General features: G+C 41.2%; 15 protein-coding genes. 7 read left to right on the plus strand and 8 right to left on the minus strand.

All coding sequences use genetic code 11. The features are described from left to right. Positions 1–84: 84 nt before the first annotated feature. The 4 genes from AB6735_RS08930 to AB6735_RS08945 form a co-directional block, all read right to left on the minus strand. Positions 85–2,445 carry an ABC transporter permease gene (locus tag AB6735_RS08930; protein WP_370995584.1) on the minus strand — a complete coding sequence of 787 codons (2,361 nt, stop codon included), beginning with the start codon at positions 2,443–2,445 and terminating at the stop codon, positions 85–87. A gap of 74 nt (positions 2,446–2,519) precedes the next feature. Next, on the minus strand, positions 2,520–4,949 hold the full coding sequence (locus AB6735_RS08935; RefSeq protein ID WP_370995585.1) for an ABC transporter permease: 2,430 nt from the start codon (positions 4,947–4,949) through the stop codon (positions 2,520–2,522). 212 nt (positions 4,950–5,161) lie between these two features. After that, on the minus strand, positions 5,162–5,839 hold the full coding sequence (locus AB6735_RS08940) for an ABC transporter ATP-binding protein (protein WP_076373372.1): 678 nt from the start codon (positions 5,837–5,839) through the stop codon (positions 5,162–5,164). A 117-nt stretch (positions 5,840–5,956) separates the two neighbouring features. Further along, on the minus strand, positions 5,957–7,210 hold the full coding sequence (locus AB6735_RS08945) for an efflux RND transporter periplasmic adaptor subunit (RefSeq protein ID WP_370995586.1): 1,254 nt from the start codon (positions 7,208–7,210) through the stop codon (positions 5,957–5,959). A 340-nt stretch (positions 7,211–7,550) separates the two neighbouring features. Between AB6735_RS08945 and AB6735_RS08950 the strand changes: the two genes are divergently transcribed. From AB6735_RS08950 to AB6735_RS08980, 7 genes are all read left to right on the plus strand, one after another. After that, complete coding sequence (locus AB6735_RS08950) at positions 7,551–8,906, plus strand: sigma-54-dependent transcriptional regulator (protein ID WP_370995587.1); 1,356 nt, start codon at positions 7,551–7,553, stop codon at positions 8,904–8,906. After that, positions 8,896–10,245: a PAS domain-containing sensor histidine kinase gene (locus AB6735_RS08955; RefSeq protein ID WP_370995588.1), complete on the plus strand. Its 1,350-nt coding sequence runs from the start codon at positions 8,896–8,898 to the stop codon at positions 10,243–10,245. Before AB6735_RS08950 ends, AB6735_RS08955 begins: the two co-directional genes overlap by 11 nt. Positions 10,246–10,440: 195 nt before the next feature. Next, entirely contained in the window at positions 10,441–10,791 is a 351-nt protein-coding gene (locus tag AB6735_RS08960) for a hypothetical protein (protein ID WP_370995589.1), read from the plus strand. Further along, positions 10,792–11,337 (plus strand): NADPH-dependent FMN reductase, encoded by a 546-nt coding sequence (locus tag AB6735_RS08965; RefSeq protein WP_370995590.1) that lies wholly within the window; start codon positions 10,792–10,794, stop codon positions 11,335–11,337. Positions 11,338–11,670: 333 nt separating this feature from the next. Then, positions 11,671–13,554: a molecular chaperone HtpG gene (htpG, locus tag AB6735_RS08970; RefSeq protein ID WP_370995591.1), complete on the plus strand. Its 1,884-nt coding sequence runs from the start codon at positions 11,671–11,673 to the stop codon at positions 13,552–13,554. 132 nt (positions 13,555–13,686) lie between these two features. After that, positions 13,687–14,298, plus strand: coding sequence for a YdeI family protein (locus AB6735_RS08975; protein WP_370995592.1), 612 nt, complete (start codon positions 13,687–13,689; stop codon positions 14,296–14,298). 148 nt (positions 14,299–14,446) lie between these two features. Continuing rightward, positions 14,447–14,968, plus strand: coding sequence for a DUF4251 domain-containing protein (locus AB6735_RS08980; protein ID WP_370995593.1), 522 nt, complete (start codon positions 14,447–14,449; stop codon positions 14,966–14,968). A gap of 106 nt (positions 14,969–15,074) precedes the next feature. Here the strand turns inward: AB6735_RS08980 and eutC are convergent, their stop codons facing one another. The 4 genes from eutC to AB6735_RS09000 all read right to left on the minus strand — a co-directional run bounded on the left by eutC (position 15,075) and on the right by AB6735_RS09000 (position 19,708). Next, the gene (gene eutC / locus AB6735_RS08985) at positions 15,075–15,830 is read right to left on the minus strand and encodes an ethanolamine ammonia-lyase subunit EutC (RefSeq protein ID WP_370995594.1); all 756 of its coding nucleotides are present in this window, start codon (positions 15,828–15,830) and stop codon (positions 15,075–15,077) included. A 1-nt stretch (position 15,831) separates the two neighbouring features. Then, entirely contained in the window at positions 15,832–17,214 is a 1,383-nt protein-coding gene (locus tag AB6735_RS08990) for an ethanolamine ammonia-lyase subunit EutB (RefSeq protein WP_370995595.1), read from the minus strand. 24 nt (positions 17,215–17,238) lie between these two features. Next, on the minus strand, positions 17,239–18,585 hold the full coding sequence (gene eat / locus AB6735_RS08995) for an ethanolamine permease (RefSeq protein WP_370995596.1): 1,347 nt from the start codon (positions 18,583–18,585) through the stop codon (positions 17,239–17,241). A 190-nt stretch (positions 18,586–18,775) separates the two neighbouring features. Continuing rightward, the gene (locus tag AB6735_RS09000) at positions 18,776–19,708 is read right to left on the minus strand and encodes a sugar phosphate isomerase/epimerase family protein (RefSeq protein ID WP_370995597.1); all 933 of its coding nucleotides are present in this window, start codon (positions 19,706–19,708) and stop codon (positions 18,776–18,778) included. Positions 19,709–19,782 lie beyond the last annotated feature (74 nt).

Raw genomic sequence — 19,782 nt, forward strand, 5'->3', positions numbered from 1 at the left:
TTCACCATTCACCATTCACCATTCACCATTCACCATTCACCATTCACCATTCACCATTCACCATTCACCATTCACCATTCACCATTATTCACTTCTTAAACTTTTGATCGGGTTTGTGAGCGCGGCCTTTATTGATTGAAAACTAACCGTAGCCAAAGCAATGATCATAGTTAATAACCCCGCTGCTATAAATACCCAAATCTGAATATTGATGCGATAGGTATAGTTTTGTAACCAAACATGCATACCGTACCAGGCTATTGGCGAGGCTATCAAAAATGAGATGAGTACGAGCATCAAAAAGTCTTTGGATAATAAAGTAGTAAGGTTTGACACCGATGCGCCTAAAACTTTGCGTACACTAATTTCTTTTTGACGGTTTTGGGCCATATAAGCCGCCAAACCAAATAAACCCAGGCAGGAAATAAATATGGTTAACCCGGCAAATAAACTTGCCAATGTACTTGTCCGTTTTTCATCGTTAAACTTACGGGCATACTCTTCGTCGGCAAAATGGTATTCAAACGGATATTCTGAATTGTATTTTTTAAATACGCCTTCGGCCCGTTTCAGGTTCTCTGCAGTTGTATTTGCAGGATTTAATTTGTAATGTACTACGTTGAACCATGATTTTGGCCCTTGTACAAGCATTGGCCGAACAGGCTCATAGGGCGATTCAATAATAAAATCTTTGACCACTCCTATAATATGCCAGGTATGGCTATCGCCAGTTTTTACGATCTGCCCTATTGGGTTTTTAAAACCCATAACTTTGGCAGAGGCCTCGTTTAGTAACATAGCCGTTGAGTCAGTTGGATAAGTGGCCACATCGATATCCCGACCGGCTACAACTTTCAACCCTATTGTTTTTACAAAATCCCCGTCAGTATTGTAAACGATAAAGTCAATTTTTTTACTCTGATCCTTCCCTTTCCAATCAAAGCCCCAGCTATCGCTCCATCTCTGGGTGATGGGCGAACTGGTTTTGGTTACCGAAGTTGCCGCACCGCTACTGATCAGCTCACTCCTGATCATCTTATAGTTCTTTTCAATGCTGCCCATCATCATGGTATAAACCAGGTTATCCTTTTTGTAACCCAGCTCACGGTCTTGTGCATATTGCATCTGGTTACGTACAATAATGGTACAAATGATGAGCACAATGGCAAAGGTAAACTGTATAACCACCAATAATTTACGTGGGGTAACTAAAGCATTGGCAGCCTTAAACGTGCCTTTTAATACGCTTACAGGTTTAAATGACGATAAATAAAAAGCAGGATAACTACCCGCTATAACGCCGGTTAACAATACAAACAACAGACATATAAACCAAAAGCTAATGCTACTGAATGGTATATACAATTGTTTATCTGTCAATTGATTAAACCCTGAGAGGCTAATTTGCACTATAATAAGGGCTAAGATACCGGCAATAAGGGCCAGTAATATGGATTCACCCAGAAACTGACCAATGAGCGAGCCTTTTTGAGCACCTACCACTTTGCGTATGCCCACCTCCCGGGCACGCCGTTCGCTTCGAGCTGTGCTCAGGTTCATGAAGTTGATACAGGCGATGAGCAAAATAAACATGGCTATCACCCCAAACAATTTTACGGTACTGATTCGACCACCCACTACTTTGCCGTTTTCGAACTCCGAGTATAACCGCCATTTGCTGGCCGGGTGCATAAATACATCATCGTCTTTTTGGTCGGAATGTGATCTGGTTATATTTAACACCTGTTTATTTAAGGCAGCTTCAGATACATTGGGTTTAGCCAGCACCCATGTTTGCACAGAATTATTTCCCCAGTTTTTCTCATCCTCGTGCTCTGTTTTTATCAGGTAGCTCCAGGGTATCAGATACTCAAAGTCGAACCGGGTATTATTGGGCAATGCCTTCAAAACTCCGGTAACCGTAAAATTATCAACGCTATCGATCCGTACAACTTTACCTATTGCATCGTCGTTGCCAAATAGTTTTTTGGAAAGTTGTTCGGTGATCACAATTGAACTCACCGTATTGAGCGCTGTTTTAGCATTTCCTTTGATCAAGGGAAAGCTGAACATAGTCAGGAAAGCAGGATCTGTAAAATAACCAGGAACATTCAGGTGTTTGTCGCTAACGGTAAACAAAAAATTGGCCGATGTGGTTCTGGCTACATCCTCTACTCCCGGATAATCCTGCTTTAAAGTTTTAGCCATTACTTTGGGTGTTGTTGGCCAGCACCAAAGCTTACCATCAAAAACCGCCCGGTTATAAGCCAGGTATAAACGCGATTTATTAGTATGAAACTGGTCGTAACTCAGCTCATTCTGAATCCAGAACAAAATGAGTGCGGCACTTGCCATACCAATAGCCAATCCGGCTATATTGATAAACGAAAACGATTTGTGACGCACCAAATTTCGCCAAGCTATTTTTATAAAGTTTTTGATCATAATGGTTAAAATTCTAAATACTAATTTTTAAACTCTAAATTATCTGGCATCTTTATTTACCATTTACCATTCCCTTATTCATTCTTTAAGCTGTCAACAGGATTGGCCATTGCCGCTTTGATAGATTGAAAACTTACGGTAATAACCGCTATAAATAACGCGGCCACACCAGCCAAAACCAGTACCCACCACTGAATATTTACCCGGTAGGCAAAACCTTGCAGAAACCATTTATTCATAAAGTACCAGGCAAAAGGCGTGGCTATTAAAATAGAAATGAACACCAGTTTAATAAAATCTTTAGACAGCATACCAGCAATGGCCGATACACTGGCACCTAACACCTTCCTTATGCCAATTTCTTTGGTGCGTTGTTCTGCAGCATAGGCAGCCAAACCAAATAAACCCAAACAGGCAATTACAATGGCCAGGGAAGTAAATACTATAAAAATTTGTCCTGTACGCTGTTCTGTACGGTATGAGGCATCAAATTCCTGATCCATAAATGAGTAATTGATTTGTACATTAGGCGATAGTTCCTTCCATCTGTCTTTTATCTGAGATAGTAATGCAGGCAGGTTTTTGGTTTCCACCTTAATACTAAGGGCTCCTGTATTTTCGCCCAACGTCATCACTACCGGACTTATACTTTCGCGCAGGGAATTAAAATTAAAATCTTTTACTATCCCTATCACGTGATATTGTTTTACATTATCCAATGTGTTTTTGCCACCCTGGCTTCTGTACAGAATTTTATTGGTATCATTAAAACCCAGGAATTTAGCGGCAGATTCATTAAGTATAATGCCGGTAGAGTCTGTGGGCATATCTTTGGAGAAGTTACGCCCGGCTACCATTTTCATATCAAGTGATTTTATATAATCCTCGTCAATGTCCCAGCTTTGCGGGAATAATGATTTTTTTTGATCAAGCGTGGCATCTTTATAGTAGATCGAAGTATTTTTCCAGTTGGAGGTGGGCAGGAAACCCGTCATAGTGGCATTAATAACCCCCGGGATTTCTTTTACCTCTTGTTTAAATGTTTTGGCTTGCCTGTTAAGCTCAAAAACATTTTGAACAATAAGCACCTGGTTACGGTTGTAGCCTAAATTTTTTGTTTGGATGTACTTTAACTGGTTATATATTACCAGCGTGCCTATGATCAGGAAAATGGAGATTGAAAATTGAAAAACTACCAGGAAACTCCTCAACTTGCTGCCTTTAAAGCCTGCGGCTAATTTGCCTTTTAAAACATCAACCGGTTGAAATGCCGACAGGTAAAAAGCCGGATAAGAACCTGCAATTGCTCCAACAAATAAGGATATGAACAATAACGATGGGATTATCCATACCAACGACTGGCTGTTAATGACCAATTCTTTACCGGATAGCTGGTTAAATAAAGGCAATAGAAACATGGCCGCGGTAAACGCCAGTAAGGTAGCCACAAACGTAACTAAAACCGATTCGGTTAAAAACTGGGCGATCAGCTGTTTGCGATCGGAACCTAAAACTTTACGTACCCCAACCTCACGTGCCCGGTTTGACGAACGCGCTGTAGAAAGATTCATGAAGTTTACACAGGCTATTAAAAGAATAAAAACAGCTATTGCCGAAAATATATAGATGTACTGTGTAGTACCGTTAGGGCCCAGCTCACCGCTCAGGCTCGATTTTAAATGGATGTCTGTTAAGGGGATCAGGTTCATTCTGAAAAAGCTGCCGCTTTTTTCAAAGGCATCAATACTCATATTTAACTGTGCCTGCATTTGGGCGCCGCTGAATTTTTTTAATAATGCAGGAAAGCTGGCCGCCAGTTTTTGGGCATCTGATGGGTCTTTTAATAAAACATAGGTATTATAATCGCTGCGTAACCATTCATTGGAACGGCTATCGGCCCAGGTAGACATAGACAAGAAGAAATCAAAATTGAAATGTGATTGTCTGGGTACATCACGAATTACACCGGTAACTTTAAATGGTGTATTATCATTTAATACCATAGTTTTGCCAACTACATTAATGCTGCTAAAATATTTTTTAGCTATAGTCTCGGTAATTACAATGCTATTGGGTTCTGCCAGGGCTGATGCCGGGCTCCCATTGATCATCGGTAATGTAAAAACATCAAACAATGAAGGATCGGCGTAAGCCAATCTGTTCTCCAGGATACTGGAATTGCCTTTTTTAACGTGCCAGCTGCCGGCATTTTTTAAGCGGACAGCATTTTCAACGTAAGGGTACTCTGCCTTCAGGGTTTTGGCCAGCGGGGGCATACATACCGCATATTGTACGCTGTTATCACCCAGTTTAAGATCTTCATTTACCCGGTATATCCTGTCGGCTTTGGTATTATAACGGTCGTAACTTAATTCATCAGCTACATATAATATAATGAGCAGGCAGGTTGCCAGTCCTAAAGCCAGTCCCAGGATATTGATAGTGGTAAAGCCCTTGCTTTTTTGAAGGCCGCGGAAAGCTGTTTTTATATAATTCCTGATCATTTACGTAAGTGTTAATATTTAACAATTAATAAAACTCCACTTCCTCTCCTTTTTAAACCGGCTATTTATCCCACGTTTCTTTAAATTTAAAGGACATTGACTATCCCGATAGCAACAAGCAAAAACTCAAGCTAACCCCTCCTGATAAGGAGAGGATAGCGAGGCACTTACTAACTTATATAAACTATTTTCTTTTTGGAGAAGCTGGTGGTTTAAACCATAATATTTTCCATAACACTCTGGCCATCCAACAAGCGGATGATACGGTGGCTATAGCGGGCATCGTGTTCAGAGTGCGTTACCATGATAATGGTAGTTCCCTGTTCGTTCAAATCAGTTAACAGTTCCATTACATCGTTACCGTTGCTGCTGTCAAGGTTACCGGTAGGCTCATCCGCAAGTATCAGTTTAGGTTTATTAACAACCGCGCGGGCAATGGCCACACGTTGCTGCTGACCACCTGATAACTGTTGTGGATAGTGGTTACGGCGATGCATGATCTGCATTTTGTCCAGCACCTCTTCTACCCTTTTTACCCTTTCGGCCGATGCTACACCTGTGTATATCAATGGCAGTTCCACGTTTTCAAATACGGTAAGCTCATCTATCAGGTTGAAGCTCTGGAATACGAAACCAATGTTGTGTTTGCGCAGGTCGGCACGTTTACGTTCGGTAAAATGAGCTACCTCAATATCGTTGAAAACATAACTGCCTGCATCCGGATCATCCAGCATACCTAAAATATTAAGCAATGTTGATTTACCGCAACCAGACGGGCCCATGATAGCCACAAATTCGCCGGTAGCAATTTCAATCGATAGCTTATTTAAAGCTATGGTTTCTACCTCTTCGGTACGGTAGAATTTCTCAAGATTAGTAATTTTTATCATTGGTGCCTCCTGAATCCTCTTCACCACGCGGCGAAGAGACTTGTTTTTTATATTTCGTTAAGTTAATTTTTTTATATATGATGTTTTATAGCTGCTTTTCGTTGCAGTTTTGTCAATTTATTTTTTCAATACCAGCTCCTGGATATCGCCGTAAGTTTCATAGCTCGAGGTAATTACCTTATCGCCAGGTTTCAGGCCATCGGTTACTACAAAGTAATCCGGACTTTGTCTGTCAAGGTGTATGTCTACCTTATAGGCCTTTGTACCGTCTTCACTTACTTTAAATATCCAGTTACCGCCGGTTTGTTGGTAAAAGCCTCCCTTAGGCAGTAATACGGCAGTAGTTTCATCGCTTAAAGCCAGTCGTACCTGTAGCGTTTGTCCTTTCCTGATACCTTTTGGCACTGCACCAACAAACTGCATATCAACCTGAAACCTGCCGGCAGTTATCGTTGTAAAAACTTTTTTAATTACCAGATTATAAGTTTTATCGGCAAACTGAAAATCACCTTTTAAGCCGGTATATACGCGTGAAAGGTAATGCTCATCAATATCAACCCTTGCCTTAAATCCCGATTGCACATCTATCTGCCCCAAATGCTCACCTTGTTTTTTATTTTGTCCAACTTCTGCATCCATAGAGGTTAGCTGTCCGTCAACGGGTGCCCTTAAAGTAAGGCTTGCTACTTTTTTACGCATCAATTCAAGTGTGGTTTTCATGTGTGCGTATTGCTCCTGTGATTGCGATGCCTGTTGCTTAACCAAAGTCGTATCCTGCGATAATATCTGCTTGGCTAATCTATAACGGTTAACCTGATAGTCGTACATATTTTTATCAGATTGATATTGCTGTAAACCAATGGCTTTTTGCTCATAAAGATGTTTATCCAGTTTGTATACCCTTTCAGCTTCTTTATAAGCGTTCTCCACATCGGCCATGGTATTTAATTTAGTGATGGTATTTTGCTGCGCGTTGTTATGTGATATCTGCATTTGGGTTTGCTCAGCATATACAGCGGTTTCCTGGTTGGCCAGGCTCAGTTCCAGATCAGTGTTGGATAGTTTTAAAATTGGATCGCCTTTTTTAAGGTTAGCACCATCTTCAACATATTTTTGTTCAACTACACCGCCTTCAGATGCGTCAAGATATATAGTAGTCAAAGGCATTACTACGCCATTAACAGGTATAAATTCCTGAAATGGACCTTTGGTAATAGTGCTGATGGTTATACGTTCCGTATCAACATCCAGCTTACTTTTACCAGATGTAAAATAAATACTGCTGCCAACTAATAAAATAATGCCCGTTATGCCCGCAATTGTTAGTATCCGTTTATTGTTCCAGGTCTTCTTTTCAATTTTTCTGTCCACTGTAGTTTATTATATTTTGATAAGTCATAACAAAAAGATATGCCACAAATTAAATTACTGTATTTCAGTGTATTAAATAGAAAATAATCAATTAAAGCGTACGCTTCTGTTACAGCAAGTGTCCGGTTATGATACAATGGCCAGATTTTGGCATTCCCCTTCATTATTGATTTACAGTTTAATACTTGCATTATAATAACTGGTATGAAATTTAAGCAATTTAGTTCAATAGTTCACCGGTTCATTAGTTCATTGGTAGCAATACTCTGTTATATTTGTCGATACAAGTACAGGGCCCAATAAACTAATGAGCCAATGAACTAATGAACCATATAAAAACATGATATTAAAAAAAGCTACTATTTTAATTGTTGACGATGATCCGGATGTGTTAACCGCTGTTAAGCTTTTATTGAAAACAGAAGCCCATGAAGTGATTACCGAAAAGAACCCGGAAAATTTGAACTGGCTGCTGCAACGCAATGAGGTTGACCTGGTGTTGCTGGATATGAATTTTAACAGCGCTATTAACACCGGCAATGAGGGTTTGTACTGGTTACGTAAGGTAAAGGACTGGAAACCCAATGTATGTGTGATCATGATAACCGCTTATGGCGATATTGACCTGGCTGTGCGCTCCTTAAAAGAAGGCGCGAATGATTTTATTGTTAAACCATGGCATAACGAAAAGCTAATTACAACCATAAAGGAGCTTTTAGATAAAAAAGAAGGTGTAAAAACAACCAAAACCGCGGTGAAAAGCACTGCTGGCGATACTTCTATCCTGGGCGAATCGGAAGTGATGCAGGATATTTTTTACAAAGTGAATAAAATTGCTCCTACCGATGCTAATATCCTGCTTCTGGGCGAAAACGGTACTGGTAAAGACCTGATGGCTAAAGCTATACATGAGCGATCCCTGCGTGCCGATAAACCCTTTATAAAAGTAGATGTTGGCGCACTTACCGATACATTATTTGAAAGTGAGCTCTTTGGTCATAAAAAAGGCGCTTTTACCGATGCCAGAGAAGATCGTACCGGCAGGTTTGAAGATGCTCAGGGCGGTACCCTTTTCCTGGATGAAATTGGTAATATTACCTTGCAGCAACAAGCTAAACTACTTACTGTGCTCCAAAATCGCCAGGTAACCCGCTTGGGTACCAATAAACCTGTTGATATCGATATCAGGCTTATTTGTGCTACCAACGTGCCTATGCATGAGCTGGCTAATGAAAACCGTTTTCGTAAAGATTTGATTTACCGTATCAATACCGTCGAGATCAATATGCCTCCGTTACGCCGGCGCAATGAAGATATTACCATACTGGCCAGGCACTTTGCTAAATTGTATGCCAGCAAGTACCTTAAACCTTCGGTTGATTTTGATGCCGCGGCTTTACAAAAATTAAAAGCATACAATTACCCGGGCAACGTGCGCGAGTTGCAATATACTATTGAAAGAGCGGTGATCATGGCCGACGAAAGCATTCTGCGTCCAGACGATCTTATCTTTTCGATCCTAGAAACAGCGCCGGAAGCCGTTGCCGATGATGATAACATCCAGCTCAGTACTTTGGAAAAGAACGCCATACTACGGGTTATTGAAAAACACAATGGCAATATAACACGGGCTGCTAAAGAATTGGGATTAACCCGCACAGCTTTATACCGCAGATTAAGCAAATATGATATTTAACCGATATGAATGGCGGCTGCTGCTGCGCGTGTTCCTGATGTTCCTGGCCCTGGTTGCCGCCGCCTTTGTTATTGTTAACGGCAAGCCGCTTTACCTGGTTATTTTTATTCCGCTTATCGTATACGCGGTTATTGAGATGATCCGTTTTCAGAAAAAAGCACAGGACGAGGTAAATCAGTTTGTAGAATCGATTCATTACCGTGACTTTTCGCGGCATTTTGACGTTCGCCGGGCTCCAAACGAGCTAAAGCCCTTGCGTAAAGGTTTTAATGATATCAATACCACCTTTAAGCTTATCAGCCGGGAGCGCGAAACACAATACCATTACCTGCAAAAAATACTGGAACTGGTTGATACCGGTATCCTGTCGTTCGAGGAAGAAACCGGTAACATCAGCTGGATCAACGAGGCCTTTAAAAATCTCATTGGCATCCCCTATCTCAAAACCGTTCATTCGCTCGAAAAACGTGATCCGGCTCTGTACCATGAATTAACCATCGTAAAACCCGGCGACAGCAAGATCATTACCATTACCCGCAACCAACAACTGGTAAAAATGCTCATCACAGCCAGTGTTATGCGCAGCGACGATATATTATATAAGCTGATAGCTTTCCAGAACGTGAGCGAAGCCCTGGACGAAACCGAGTCAAAGGCATGGTCAAAATTGCTCAACGTAATGACACACGAGATCATGAATTCGGTTGCGCCTATATCATCATTGGCCGACACCCTGAAAAACCGGCTGCAAAGCCCTGAAATTACCGAAGCCATTCAAAGCAGCGAACTGGAGGACCTGGAATTAGGTATCGATACCATCAAAAGACGAAGTGAGGGTTTACTTAAATTCACCGAAAGCTACCGCAGCCTCAACAAGATCACCAAGCTCGATCTGAATAAAATCCTGGTGCGCGATCTGTTCGAGAACCTGGCCAGTTTGATGCGCCCTACCCTCGAAAAAAAGCATATCGAACTGGAAATCATATTACGAGATCCTACCTTGGCCATACAGGCTGATATTAACCTGATTGAACAGGTGATGATCAACCTGTTAGTGAACGCCATTGAAGCCGTAAAAGACCGCGAAGAGCCACGCCTCATATTATCAGGAGAGTTACAGAATAACAGTAAAACACTGGTGAAAGTGACCGATAACGGTTTAGGCATGCCACCCGAACTGCTCGACAAGATCTTTATTCCTTTCTTCAGTACCCGCAAAACGGGCAGCGGTATAGGCCTTAGCCTGTGCAAGCAGATCATGCTGCTGCATAAGGGCAATATACAGGTACAATCAACCGAGGGCAAGGGATCGTCGTTTATTTTGCAATTTATACCGTAGATCCCCCTAACCCCCTGAAGGGGGAACTTTTGTTTTATGGATCAAACTAATCATTCAGATTACATCTTCAAATCCAAGCCAAGATACGCCGTCATTTGTATCGGCATGATCGGGCTTGTGTTTTTTAGTTCAATCACTTGCTATTTGTTAAGCGCGAAATGGTTATCTAACGGTGATCAGAAAACTAAAAATATCATGTTATTTGTTATAGTAAGTGTATTTTTATTTTTTGCAATAACCAGTTTATGGATGTTGCTAAACATCAAAATTATCATCTTAACCAATAGCGAACTGATTATCCGCAAGCCACTTTTATTTCTCCATAAAAGCATTCCGCTTATCCGAATCACATCCATACGTCAATCTGATGATCCGGTTGAGATATCACAGAATTTTAGGACAACGGGCATATATACAGGTAAAAAGACAACCATACAGCTCACAAACGGTGATAAAATAAAATTCAGCAGTATGGAGATCGGCGGATACAAGGGTCTGATCAGAGAAATTATTCAAGCTTTAGGAAAGATAAAACGCAATTATTAAATGATGGAAGATCACAAGCTTAAAAATATCCTCGCCATTTCAGGCAGTCTGCGTTCCGGTTCATCAAACCATCATATCCTGAAATACCTGGCCACCCAGGTTCCGGCGGGTCTTAATTATACCATATACGATGAACTGGCGTTGATACCGCCTTTTGATCCGGGTTTAGATAACGATACTCCTCCGGAGACTGTAATTAGATTACGTGAGCTTTTAGCGACTGTTGATGGCCTAATCATTTGCACCCCAGAATATGCCTTTGGTGTACCCGGTCAGCTCAAAAACATGCTGGATTGGCTGGTATCCAGCAGTTCGCTGGTGAAAAAGCCTGTTGCACTCATTGCCGCTTCATTAGGCGGCGAACATGCCCATGCCTCGCTCCTGCTTACGCTGGGCGCGTTAAATAGCTACATTGTTGATGGTGCTACGCTGGTTATTTCCTTTGTCCGCTCCAAAATGGATACGGAGGGTCAGATCACCAACCCAGAGACGCTTAAAGATTTAAAAAAGCTATTGGAAACATTCTTAAAAACAATTTCTGCATAAGCATTTAAGACAAAAACCGATCGGTTGGTATTTAGTATTTGGCAATAATATCTTAACACTTTTTAAACTTTTCAAAACCACTCAAAAATTTGTTAAAAAGTGTTAAAATCGATGGTTTTAAGTTGGTTTTTGACAGTTTTTGAGGTGTTGCCCTGTTTTGATACTGAAAAGTGTTAAATTTTAGGTTTAAAAAGTCCTCGAGCTAATATTTCAACAGTTACCCAAACCCCGTTTCAAAAAACTTTACTGCCAATTTGACAACATCCTATCCTTTGGAACAGGCATTGATGGTTACAGACCGAAAATCATATTAAATCAATCATATAAAATATTATGCAAGAAAAAGGCAGCATTTCGATTCACACCGAGAACATTTTTCCGATCATTAAGAAATTCCTTTACTCTGATAATGAGATATTTCTGCGCGAACTGGTATCAAACGCGGTAGATGCTACCCAAAAGATCAAACGCCTGGCTTCCCTGGGCCAGTACAATGGCGAACTGGGCGACCTTCGAGTTGAAGTGGCATTTGATGCCGACAAAAAAACTATTACCATTTCTGATAACGGCCTGGGTATGACCGCCGAAGAGATCAAGAAATATATCAACCAGATCGCTTTCTCCGGCGCTACCGAATTTATGGAGAAATTCAAAGAAGCTAAAGATGCCAATGAGATCATTGGTCGTTTTGGTTTAGGCTTCTATTCAGCCTTTATGGTAGCTGATAAGGTTGAAATTCAGACACTTTCATACCAGGATGGCGCCGAACCTGCTTACTGGGTTTGTGATGGCAGTACCGAATTTGAAATTGGCGAAGGTGTGCTGGAAGAACGTGGCACCGAGATCACGCTGTATATCAACAGTGAGTCTGAAGAGTTTTTGAATGAACACAAGCTTCAGGAGATACTGGACAAATACTGTAAGTTTTTACCTGTGCCCATTAAATTTGGTACAAAAACCGACCGTGAAGAAGATGGTGTTGACGAAGAAGGAAAACCAAAATACATTGATGTTCAGCATGATAACATCATCAATGATACCAACCCCATCTGGACAAAAGCACCATCAGAATTAAAAGACGAAGATTATCTTAACTTCTACAAAACACTTTACCCTTTCAGCGAAGACCCGTTGTTCTGGATCCATCTGAATGTAGATTATCCGTTCAACCTGACTGGTGTATTGTACTTTCCTAAGCTGAAAAACGACTTTGAGATCCAAAAAAATAAGATCAAATTATTCAGTCGCCAGGTATTTATTACTGATGAGGTAAAAGATATTGTACCTGAGTTCCTGATGTTGCTGCATGGTGTTATCGATTCACCAGACATTCCGCTTAACGTATCCCGTAGCTTTTTACAGGCCGATAGTAATGTTAAAAAGATCAATAGCTACATCACCAAGAAAGTAGCTGATAAATTGTCAGAACTATTTAAAACCGATCGTAAAGCTTACGAAGAAAAGTGGACAGACATTGGTTTGTTCGTAAAATACGGTATGGTAAGCGAAGATAAGTTTTATGATAAAGCTAAAGACTTTGTTTTGGTTACCAATACCAAAAACGAAAACTTCACCCTGCCTGAATATAAAGACAAAGTTGAAGCTGTTCAAACCGACAAGGATGGTCAGTTGGTTTACATTTACACCAATGATCCGGCAAAACAGGATGCCTTTATCCAATCTACTGGTAAAAAGGGTTACGATGTACTGGTGATGAACTCTCCTATTGATAATCACTTTATCAGTCAGTTGGAGCAAAAGCTGGAGAAAACATCACTGAAACGTGTTGACGCTGATGTGGCTGATAAGCTGATCAAAAAAGATGATGCCCCGGAAACCGTTTTGACCGAAGAACAGGCAACTAAAGTAAAAGACATCTTTAACAAAGCCATCAACAAACCGGCATACAACGTTCAAATTGAGAGCCTTAACCCGGATGAGCTACCTGTTACTGTTACTATGGACGAATTTATGCGCCGCATGAAAGATATGGCAGCTATGGGAGGTGGTATGAGTTTTTATGGCAATATGCCCGATAACTACAAGGTAATTGTGAATGGAAACCATAAACTGATCAACCGTATATTACAGGAAGAAAACGAAGATACCCAAGCTCAATTATCAAAACAGGCATTTGATTTGGCCCTGCTTTCTCAAGGCTTATTGACCGGTGCTGAACTTACAGAATTTGTTAACCGTAGCGTTAATTTAATATAAAGTTCTGTACTTCAATTAGTTAAATATTAAAAATTATTCGATTAAAACCAAGCCGCTCGTATATAAAACGGGTGGCTTTTTGCTTAAATTATTTTAGATTTGTTGTAAATCAGCCTATAAAAACACGCTTAAATGTCAAAATTCAACCCTCAATTTGATGAGTACATCGAAAAATCTGCAGATTTCGCAAAGCCGATCATGGAGTATTTGCGTCAAATAATTCATGAAACATGCCCCGAAGTTGAAGAAATCATTAAATGGGGCAATCCGCATTTTGATTACAAAGATGATATGATGTGTATCCTTGCAGGCTATAAAAACCATTGCTCATTTAGCCTTTACAAAGCGGAACTAATGAGTGATACAAAGATAATAGAGAGCGTAAAAGCGGGACAAAAGATGGGGTATATGGACAAAATAAAGTCTTTATCTGACCTACCGGCGAAGGAAACATTAGTAGCTTATATCAAAGAAGCTATGGCTTTAAATGAAAATGGGGTAAAAAAAGCAAAGCCTGTATCTGAAAAGCCAAAAGTAATTGAAGTACCTGATTATTTTAGTGAAAAGCTTGCGACTAATCCTTCAGCAAAAGAAATTTTTGAAAGTAAATCTGCCTCATTTCGTAAAGACTACTTAGTTTGGATAACCGATGCGAAAACAGAAGCTACAAGGCAAAAAAGGATAGAACAATCTATGGAATGGATAGCCGAAGGAAAAGGTAGATTTTGGCAATACGAGAAATAAGTTAATTTAGTAAAAAGTAAATCAACTCATTAAATTTGCACCAAGCCATCCACCAAAAACGGGTGGTTTTTTCTTTTAAATAATGTTTAACTTTAGTAGTAATTAAACCTGAGTGTCACTTTATTGTCTAACCAATAAATACTTAATTATGAAATTGTTAAAGAATATATCAGCATTACTTTTGCTGACTTTTATAGGTATCAATGCAGCTAATGCACAAAGCACTTCTAAAGACAGAAAAGCTGCCCGTGCTCTGGCTATAAAAAATATGGTCGAGGCACAAAACTATGTATTTAAAGCCAATTACGTGACGCCTATGAGGGGTGCAGGCCGGTCGTTAACCTCCGATTATGACCTGGCGGTATCCAAGGATACCATCGCCGCATTTTTGCCATATTTTGGCAGAGCTTATACCGCCCCATATAATCCTACTGAAGGCGGTATTAAGTTTACCAACACCCACTTTACCTATACATCAAAAGCCGGTAAAAAAGGTGGTTGGAGCGTTACTATAAAGCCAACTGGCAAGGACAAAAATATCAGCGATTGGCGCGATGTGCAAACCTTAAGGCTTGATATTTCTGCCGATGGTTATGCATCGCTACAGGTAACCAGCAGTAACCGTGATCCGATTTCTTTTAACGGAACTATCGAAAAGCGGGTAAAATAAGCTAAAAGCGGAAAGCTTAACACACTGTGTTAACTATATAAAGAGAGCAAGTTGAATATAACATATAATCAAAAGCTTTGGGCTTTAAGCCTTAGCTTTTGATTCCTCAACTTTCCAGTAATCCAGCGTTATCTTTAAGCATTACACCAGATGATTTTCGCTTAAAAGCTTCAGAAATTAGATAGAATATTTTTTTGGCCGCTTTAGTGTAGGATAAACCGCCAGGCCTGATGTTGGATACGCAATTACGGGCTTCGTCCGTAAGACCAGGTTTTGGGCCGTAGGTAAGATAAACGCCGAGGCTATCTGCCGAACTTAGCCCCGGCCGTTCACCTATAAGTATCAGTGATAACCTTGCGTTTAATCCGTACCCAATGTCATCACCAATGGCTACTCGTCCTTGTTCAACCAGGCTAATGGGCGCCAGTTTAAATCCTGCCACAGTTAATTGCGGAATAAGTACATTTAATAACTCCAGAGAATTTTTATTGACCGCAGTTGCTGATAAACCATCCGCTATAATAATCGCAATATCTGTTTCGGCACGATATCCCTGCAGCAGATCAATAGATTCCTGGTTTAACCTGCGACCCATATCCGGTCTTTGCAGATACTGTTCGCGGTAACCAACCCTGCTTTGCAGATGTAAAACAGCTAAACCCCGTAATTTAAGTAAATCCGTTAAATTGTTGATATCCAATTCAGAATATACCGCATCGCGAGCGTAAGCATGGGCCAGTTTAAATGCGAGTGATTGTTTTAAAGGGATGCTGGTACCTACCCGCCCGATAGCTATCCGTGCCGGAGTAAACTCCTGCAGCGCCTTTAAAGATAGTATCTCCTGAGGGATGTTCCTTTTCATATTACTTGATCATAGCATCTAATAATTCATGTGATTGACTCAGGGATAGCATATTTCCTTTACCATCAACTATTCCTTGTTTGATGAGCCATTTTTCAAACTCTGGTGCGGGTTTCATGCTAAGTACCTTGCGTAAGTAAAGCGCATCATGAAATGATGTGGACTGATAATTAAGCATAATATCATCGGCTCCCGGGATCCCCATAATAAAATTACAGCTTGCTACGCCTAATAATGTAAGCAGGTTGTCCATATCGTCCTGATCTGCCTGGGTATGGTTGGTATAGCAAACATCTACACCCATAGGTAAACCAAGCAGCTTTCCGCAAAAATGGTCTTCTAAAGCTGCCCGAATAATTTGCTTGCCATCATATAAATATTCTGGTCCGATAAAGCCAACTACGGTATTCACCAGCAATGGTTTAAACTTGCGGGCAACTGCATAGGCCCGTACCTCGCATGTTTGCTGATCCACCCCGAAATTGGCATTGGCCGATAAAGCGCTGCCCTGCCCGGTTTCAAAATACATTACGTTATGACCTATGGTTCCCCGGTTTAAGGATAAAGTGGCCTGATACGCCTCTTCAAGTAAACTCAGGTTAACGCCAAAACTGGTATTAGCTTGCTCCGTCCCTGCTATGGATTGGAAACAGAGATCAACGGGAGCGCCTTTATTAATCAGTTGCAAAGTGGTTGTAATATGGTTCAACACACAGGCTTGTGTTGGTATATCAAACTGATGACGAATGTTATCCATCAGGTTTAACAGGTTACTTACTGTGGCAGGGCTATCCGTAGCCGGGTTGATACCAATACAGGCATCTCCGCTGCAATGCAATAAACCATCAATAATACTGGCTGCCACTCCTTTTGGGTCATCGGTTGGATGATTAGGCTGTAAACGTGTACTAAAGTGCCCTTTTAAACCAATAGTATTACGGAAACGGGTAACCACTTCACATTTTTTACCTGTTGCGATTAAATCCTGATTACTCATTAATTTGGACACCGCTGCGGCCATTTCGGGGGTAATACCCGCCGCTATATGAGTTAAGGTAGCCGTATCCGTTTCATCACTCAATAGCCAATCACGCAGCTCACCGACGGTTAAATGGCTTATTAGGCTAAAGCTTGTGGTATCATGACTATCAATAATCAACCTGGTTATTTCATCATGCTCATAAGGTATCACAGCCTCGTTCAGGAAAGTTTTTAACGGTACATCAGCCAGCGTTATCTGGGCTGCCACACGCTCTTCATAACTTTCGGCAGTCACACCAGCCAGTTCATCGCCAGATCTGTACGGAGAGGCCTTACCCAGCAAAGTTTTCAGGTCAGGAAACTTATATACTTTATGACGTATGGTGTGCTTGTAAGCGCTCATTGGTTCAATTGTTCATTAGTATCTCTATCTCACTTCTGTAAATTCAGGCGCCATCATCATTTCGTCGGTCAACGCTATTTTATGCTTTCCCATCCCTATAAAAACCACAATCACCACACCCAAACCGGCAAAGAATATACCGCTCACCTCCAAATTAAACCAGATGATAGCGAACAGGCATACCGTGGATATAATCAGAGCCGTTGCCGGAAACACCGGGTAAAACGGCGAAGCAAATGGTCGCTCAAGGTTTGGTTCCTTTTTACGCAGGATAAAAAGGCTCACCATACTCATCAAATACATTACAATGGCACCAAGTACCGATAGCACGATGATCTGAGCTGTAGTGCCGCTGTAAATGGCTATAAAGCTCACTACCCCACCGGCAATAAGCGCCCAGTGCGGCGTTTTAAACCTGTGGTTGATTACGGCCAGTCTCCGGGGAAGATATCCGCTGCGAGCCATAGCAAATACCTGCCTAGACGAAGCCAATATAGTACCATGCAACGAAGCAATGAGCCCAAACAAGCCAATACTGGCAAATATTTTAGTAAGTCCACTTGCTTTGCCTAAAACAATACCAATAGCTTCAGGCAATGGATAATCCAGGTTGCTCAATTTTCGCCAATCAGTTATCCCCCCCGTTAATATCATGACTCCCAGGGCTAATGCTACTAATGTAGCCAATGCTGATATATAACCTCTTGGGATGTTCTTTTTAGGCTCTTTAACCTCTTCGGCAACCATGGCCACACCTTCAATGGCCAGGTAAAACCAAACCGCGAAGGGCAATGCAGCAAATACGCCAGCCCAACCAAAAGGCATCGGGTTGCTCAAATAATTCTCCATTTTAAAGTGGGGCGATACAATACCCATATACAGCAATAGCTCGGCTACGGCCAGTATGGTAATGAATACCGAAAATGTGGCAGATTCCTTTACACCCGATATATTCAGTATGATAAATGCCACATTAAATAGCATAGCCGACTGCATAATAGGTATAGCCGGGTATAAAAAATGCAGGTAACTCCCCAACGAAATAGCTATAGCCGGAGATGCCAGTAAAAAATCAATCAGGGTTGCATAGCCGGCAATCAACCCGCCAATAGGGCCTATAGCCCGATAAGCATAGGCAAAAGCGCCACCCGCATGCGGAATAGAAGTGGTAAGCTCTGTATAGCTAAAAATGAAGGTGATATACATTACGGTAACCACCAGGGTAGCTATCAAAAAACCTATAGTTCCTGATACTGCCCAACCCAAATTCCAGCCAAAATACTCACCAGATATGACGAGCCCCACAGCTATTGCCCATAGGTGAACAGGTTTTAATACTCTCTTTAACTGTTCTGCCGGGGGTGCTGCCATATTTTTTGATTTAATGCGGCTTTAAGATACTTAAAGCCGCTGTTAAATCAAAATGACAGTATATTATGGAATTGTTAAGTAGCTCATTAGTTCACTTGCTCATTGGTTCATTAGTAAACAGCTTAAAAGGAGAAATGCTAATACCAAATTTAAGACCAATGAACTAATGAGCAACTGAACTAATGAATCATTACACCTTCAGCGTGTTTTTCAGATAACCGATACTGTTGGTTATACTGGCCAACGGGTCTTTGGGCATATCATGCTCCACAAAGAAATGTTTCATGCCTGCTGATGCTGCCGCTGCGAAAATGGGTTTAAAATCAATGGTTCCGCTGCCTACAGGTAATATAGTTTCACGCTTCGCATCCAGATCCTTAACGTGCCATAGCGGGAAACGACCGGGATGTTGTTTAAACATTTCAACCGGATTTTTGCCGCCTTTTATAGCCCAGGCCAGGTCGAGTTCCATTTTTACATTCTTGGCGTCGGTTTCGCTAAGTAGCAGATCATAAGGCACTTTACCATCAACTTGATGAAATTCCATATCGTGGTTATGATAAGCGAATTGTATCCCGACTTTTTTAGCAGCCTCCCCTGTTTTGTTCAGTACATCGATGGTCGATTTGATTTCTTCCAGCGTACCTGTAGGCGAATTGGCGCAAACCAAATATTTGATTCCGCCTTCTGCGGCATCGTCAACCAGTTGCTGCATATCATCCCGCAGGTTTTTCATGGGGGGTATCACAAGGGGTTTACCATCTGCCCCTACAGGCATTTTAGCTCCCGGAGGCATTTTAAACGGCGCTCCAAGTACGTGGTGTGATGTCCAGGCCATACCCAGGTCATTCACCATAGCTTTGAACTCTTTTGGGCTCATGCCATAGTAACCGCCTTTTTTGCTAAAAGCCGATTCCAGCTCTTTATAGCCTAAACCGGCTATTTTGGTGAGGGTCCCTTTTACATCTTCGTCAATAACTCCAAAGAATGTAAATAATTGTAAACCAATAGCGTGTTCGCCTTTTACATTGTTGAACAATGTACCTGCTTTGCTGGACAGCGCCATGGTGCCAAGAGCCAGTGCCCCAGCGCTTTGGATAAACTTTCGCCTGTTGTAATTCATGCTGATAATTTTTAGTTTTTGTAAGTGGTACAGTAAAACTAAATAATTTTTATGTCGAATTAAACTTTATTGTG

Source organism: Mucilaginibacter sp. RCC_168, assembly GCF_041355315.1.
Classification (GTDB): domain Bacteria; phylum Bacteroidota; class Bacteroidia; order Sphingobacteriales; family Sphingobacteriaceae; genus Mucilaginibacter.

What these genes read in the sequence shown, in the direction of transcription:
- htpG (WP_370995591.1), top strand. Translation starts at nt 11,671, where the DNA reads ATGCAAGAAAAAGGCAGCATTTCGATTCACACCGAGAACATTTTTCCG.
- AB6735_RS08980 (WP_370995593.1), top strand. Translation starts at nt 14,447, where the DNA reads ATGAAATTGTTAAAGAATATATCAGCATTACTTTTGCTGACTTTTATA.
- AB6735_RS08960 (WP_370995589.1), top strand. Translation starts at nt 10,441, where the DNA reads ATGTTATTTGTTATAGTAAGTGTATTTTTATTTTTTGCAATAACCAGT.
- AB6735_RS08950 (WP_370995587.1), top strand. Translation starts at nt 7,551, where the DNA reads ATGATATTAAAAAAAGCTACTATTTTAATTGTTGACGATGATCCGGAT.
- AB6735_RS09000 (WP_370995597.1), bottom strand. Translation starts at nt 19,708, where the DNA reads ATGAATTACAACAGGCGAAAGTTTATCCAAAGCGCTGGGGCACTGGCT.
- eutC (WP_370995594.1), bottom strand. Translation starts at nt 15,830, where the DNA reads ATGAAAAGGAACATCCCTCAGGAGATACTATCTTTAAAGGCGCTGCAG.
- AB6735_RS08990 (WP_370995595.1), bottom strand. Translation starts at nt 17,214, where the DNA reads ATGAGCGCTTACAAGCACACCATACGTCATAAAGTATATAAGTTTCCT.
- eat (WP_370995596.1), bottom strand. Translation starts at nt 18,585, where the DNA reads ATGGCAGCACCCCCGGCAGAACAGTTAAAGAGAGTATTAAAACCTGTT.
- AB6735_RS08935 (WP_370995585.1), bottom strand. Translation starts at nt 4,949, where the DNA reads ATGATCAGGAATTATATAAAAACAGCTTTCCGCGGCCTTCAAAAAAGC.
- AB6735_RS08930 (WP_370995584.1), bottom strand. Translation starts at nt 2,445, where the DNA reads ATGATCAAAAACTTTATAAAAATAGCTTGGCGAAATTTGGTGCGTCAC.
- AB6735_RS08955 (WP_370995588.1), top strand. Translation starts at nt 8,896, where the DNA reads ATGATATTTAACCGATATGAATGGCGGCTGCTGCTGCGCGTGTTCCTG.
- AB6735_RS08975 (WP_370995592.1), top strand. Translation starts at nt 13,687, where the DNA reads ATGTCAAAATTCAACCCTCAATTTGATGAGTACATCGAAAAATCTGCA.
- AB6735_RS08940 (WP_076373372.1), bottom strand. Translation starts at nt 5,839, where the DNA reads ATGATAAAAATTACTAATCTTGAGAAATTCTACCGTACCGAAGAGGTA.
- AB6735_RS08965 (WP_370995590.1), top strand. Translation starts at nt 10,792, where the DNA reads ATGATGGAAGATCACAAGCTTAAAAATATCCTCGCCATTTCAGGCAGT.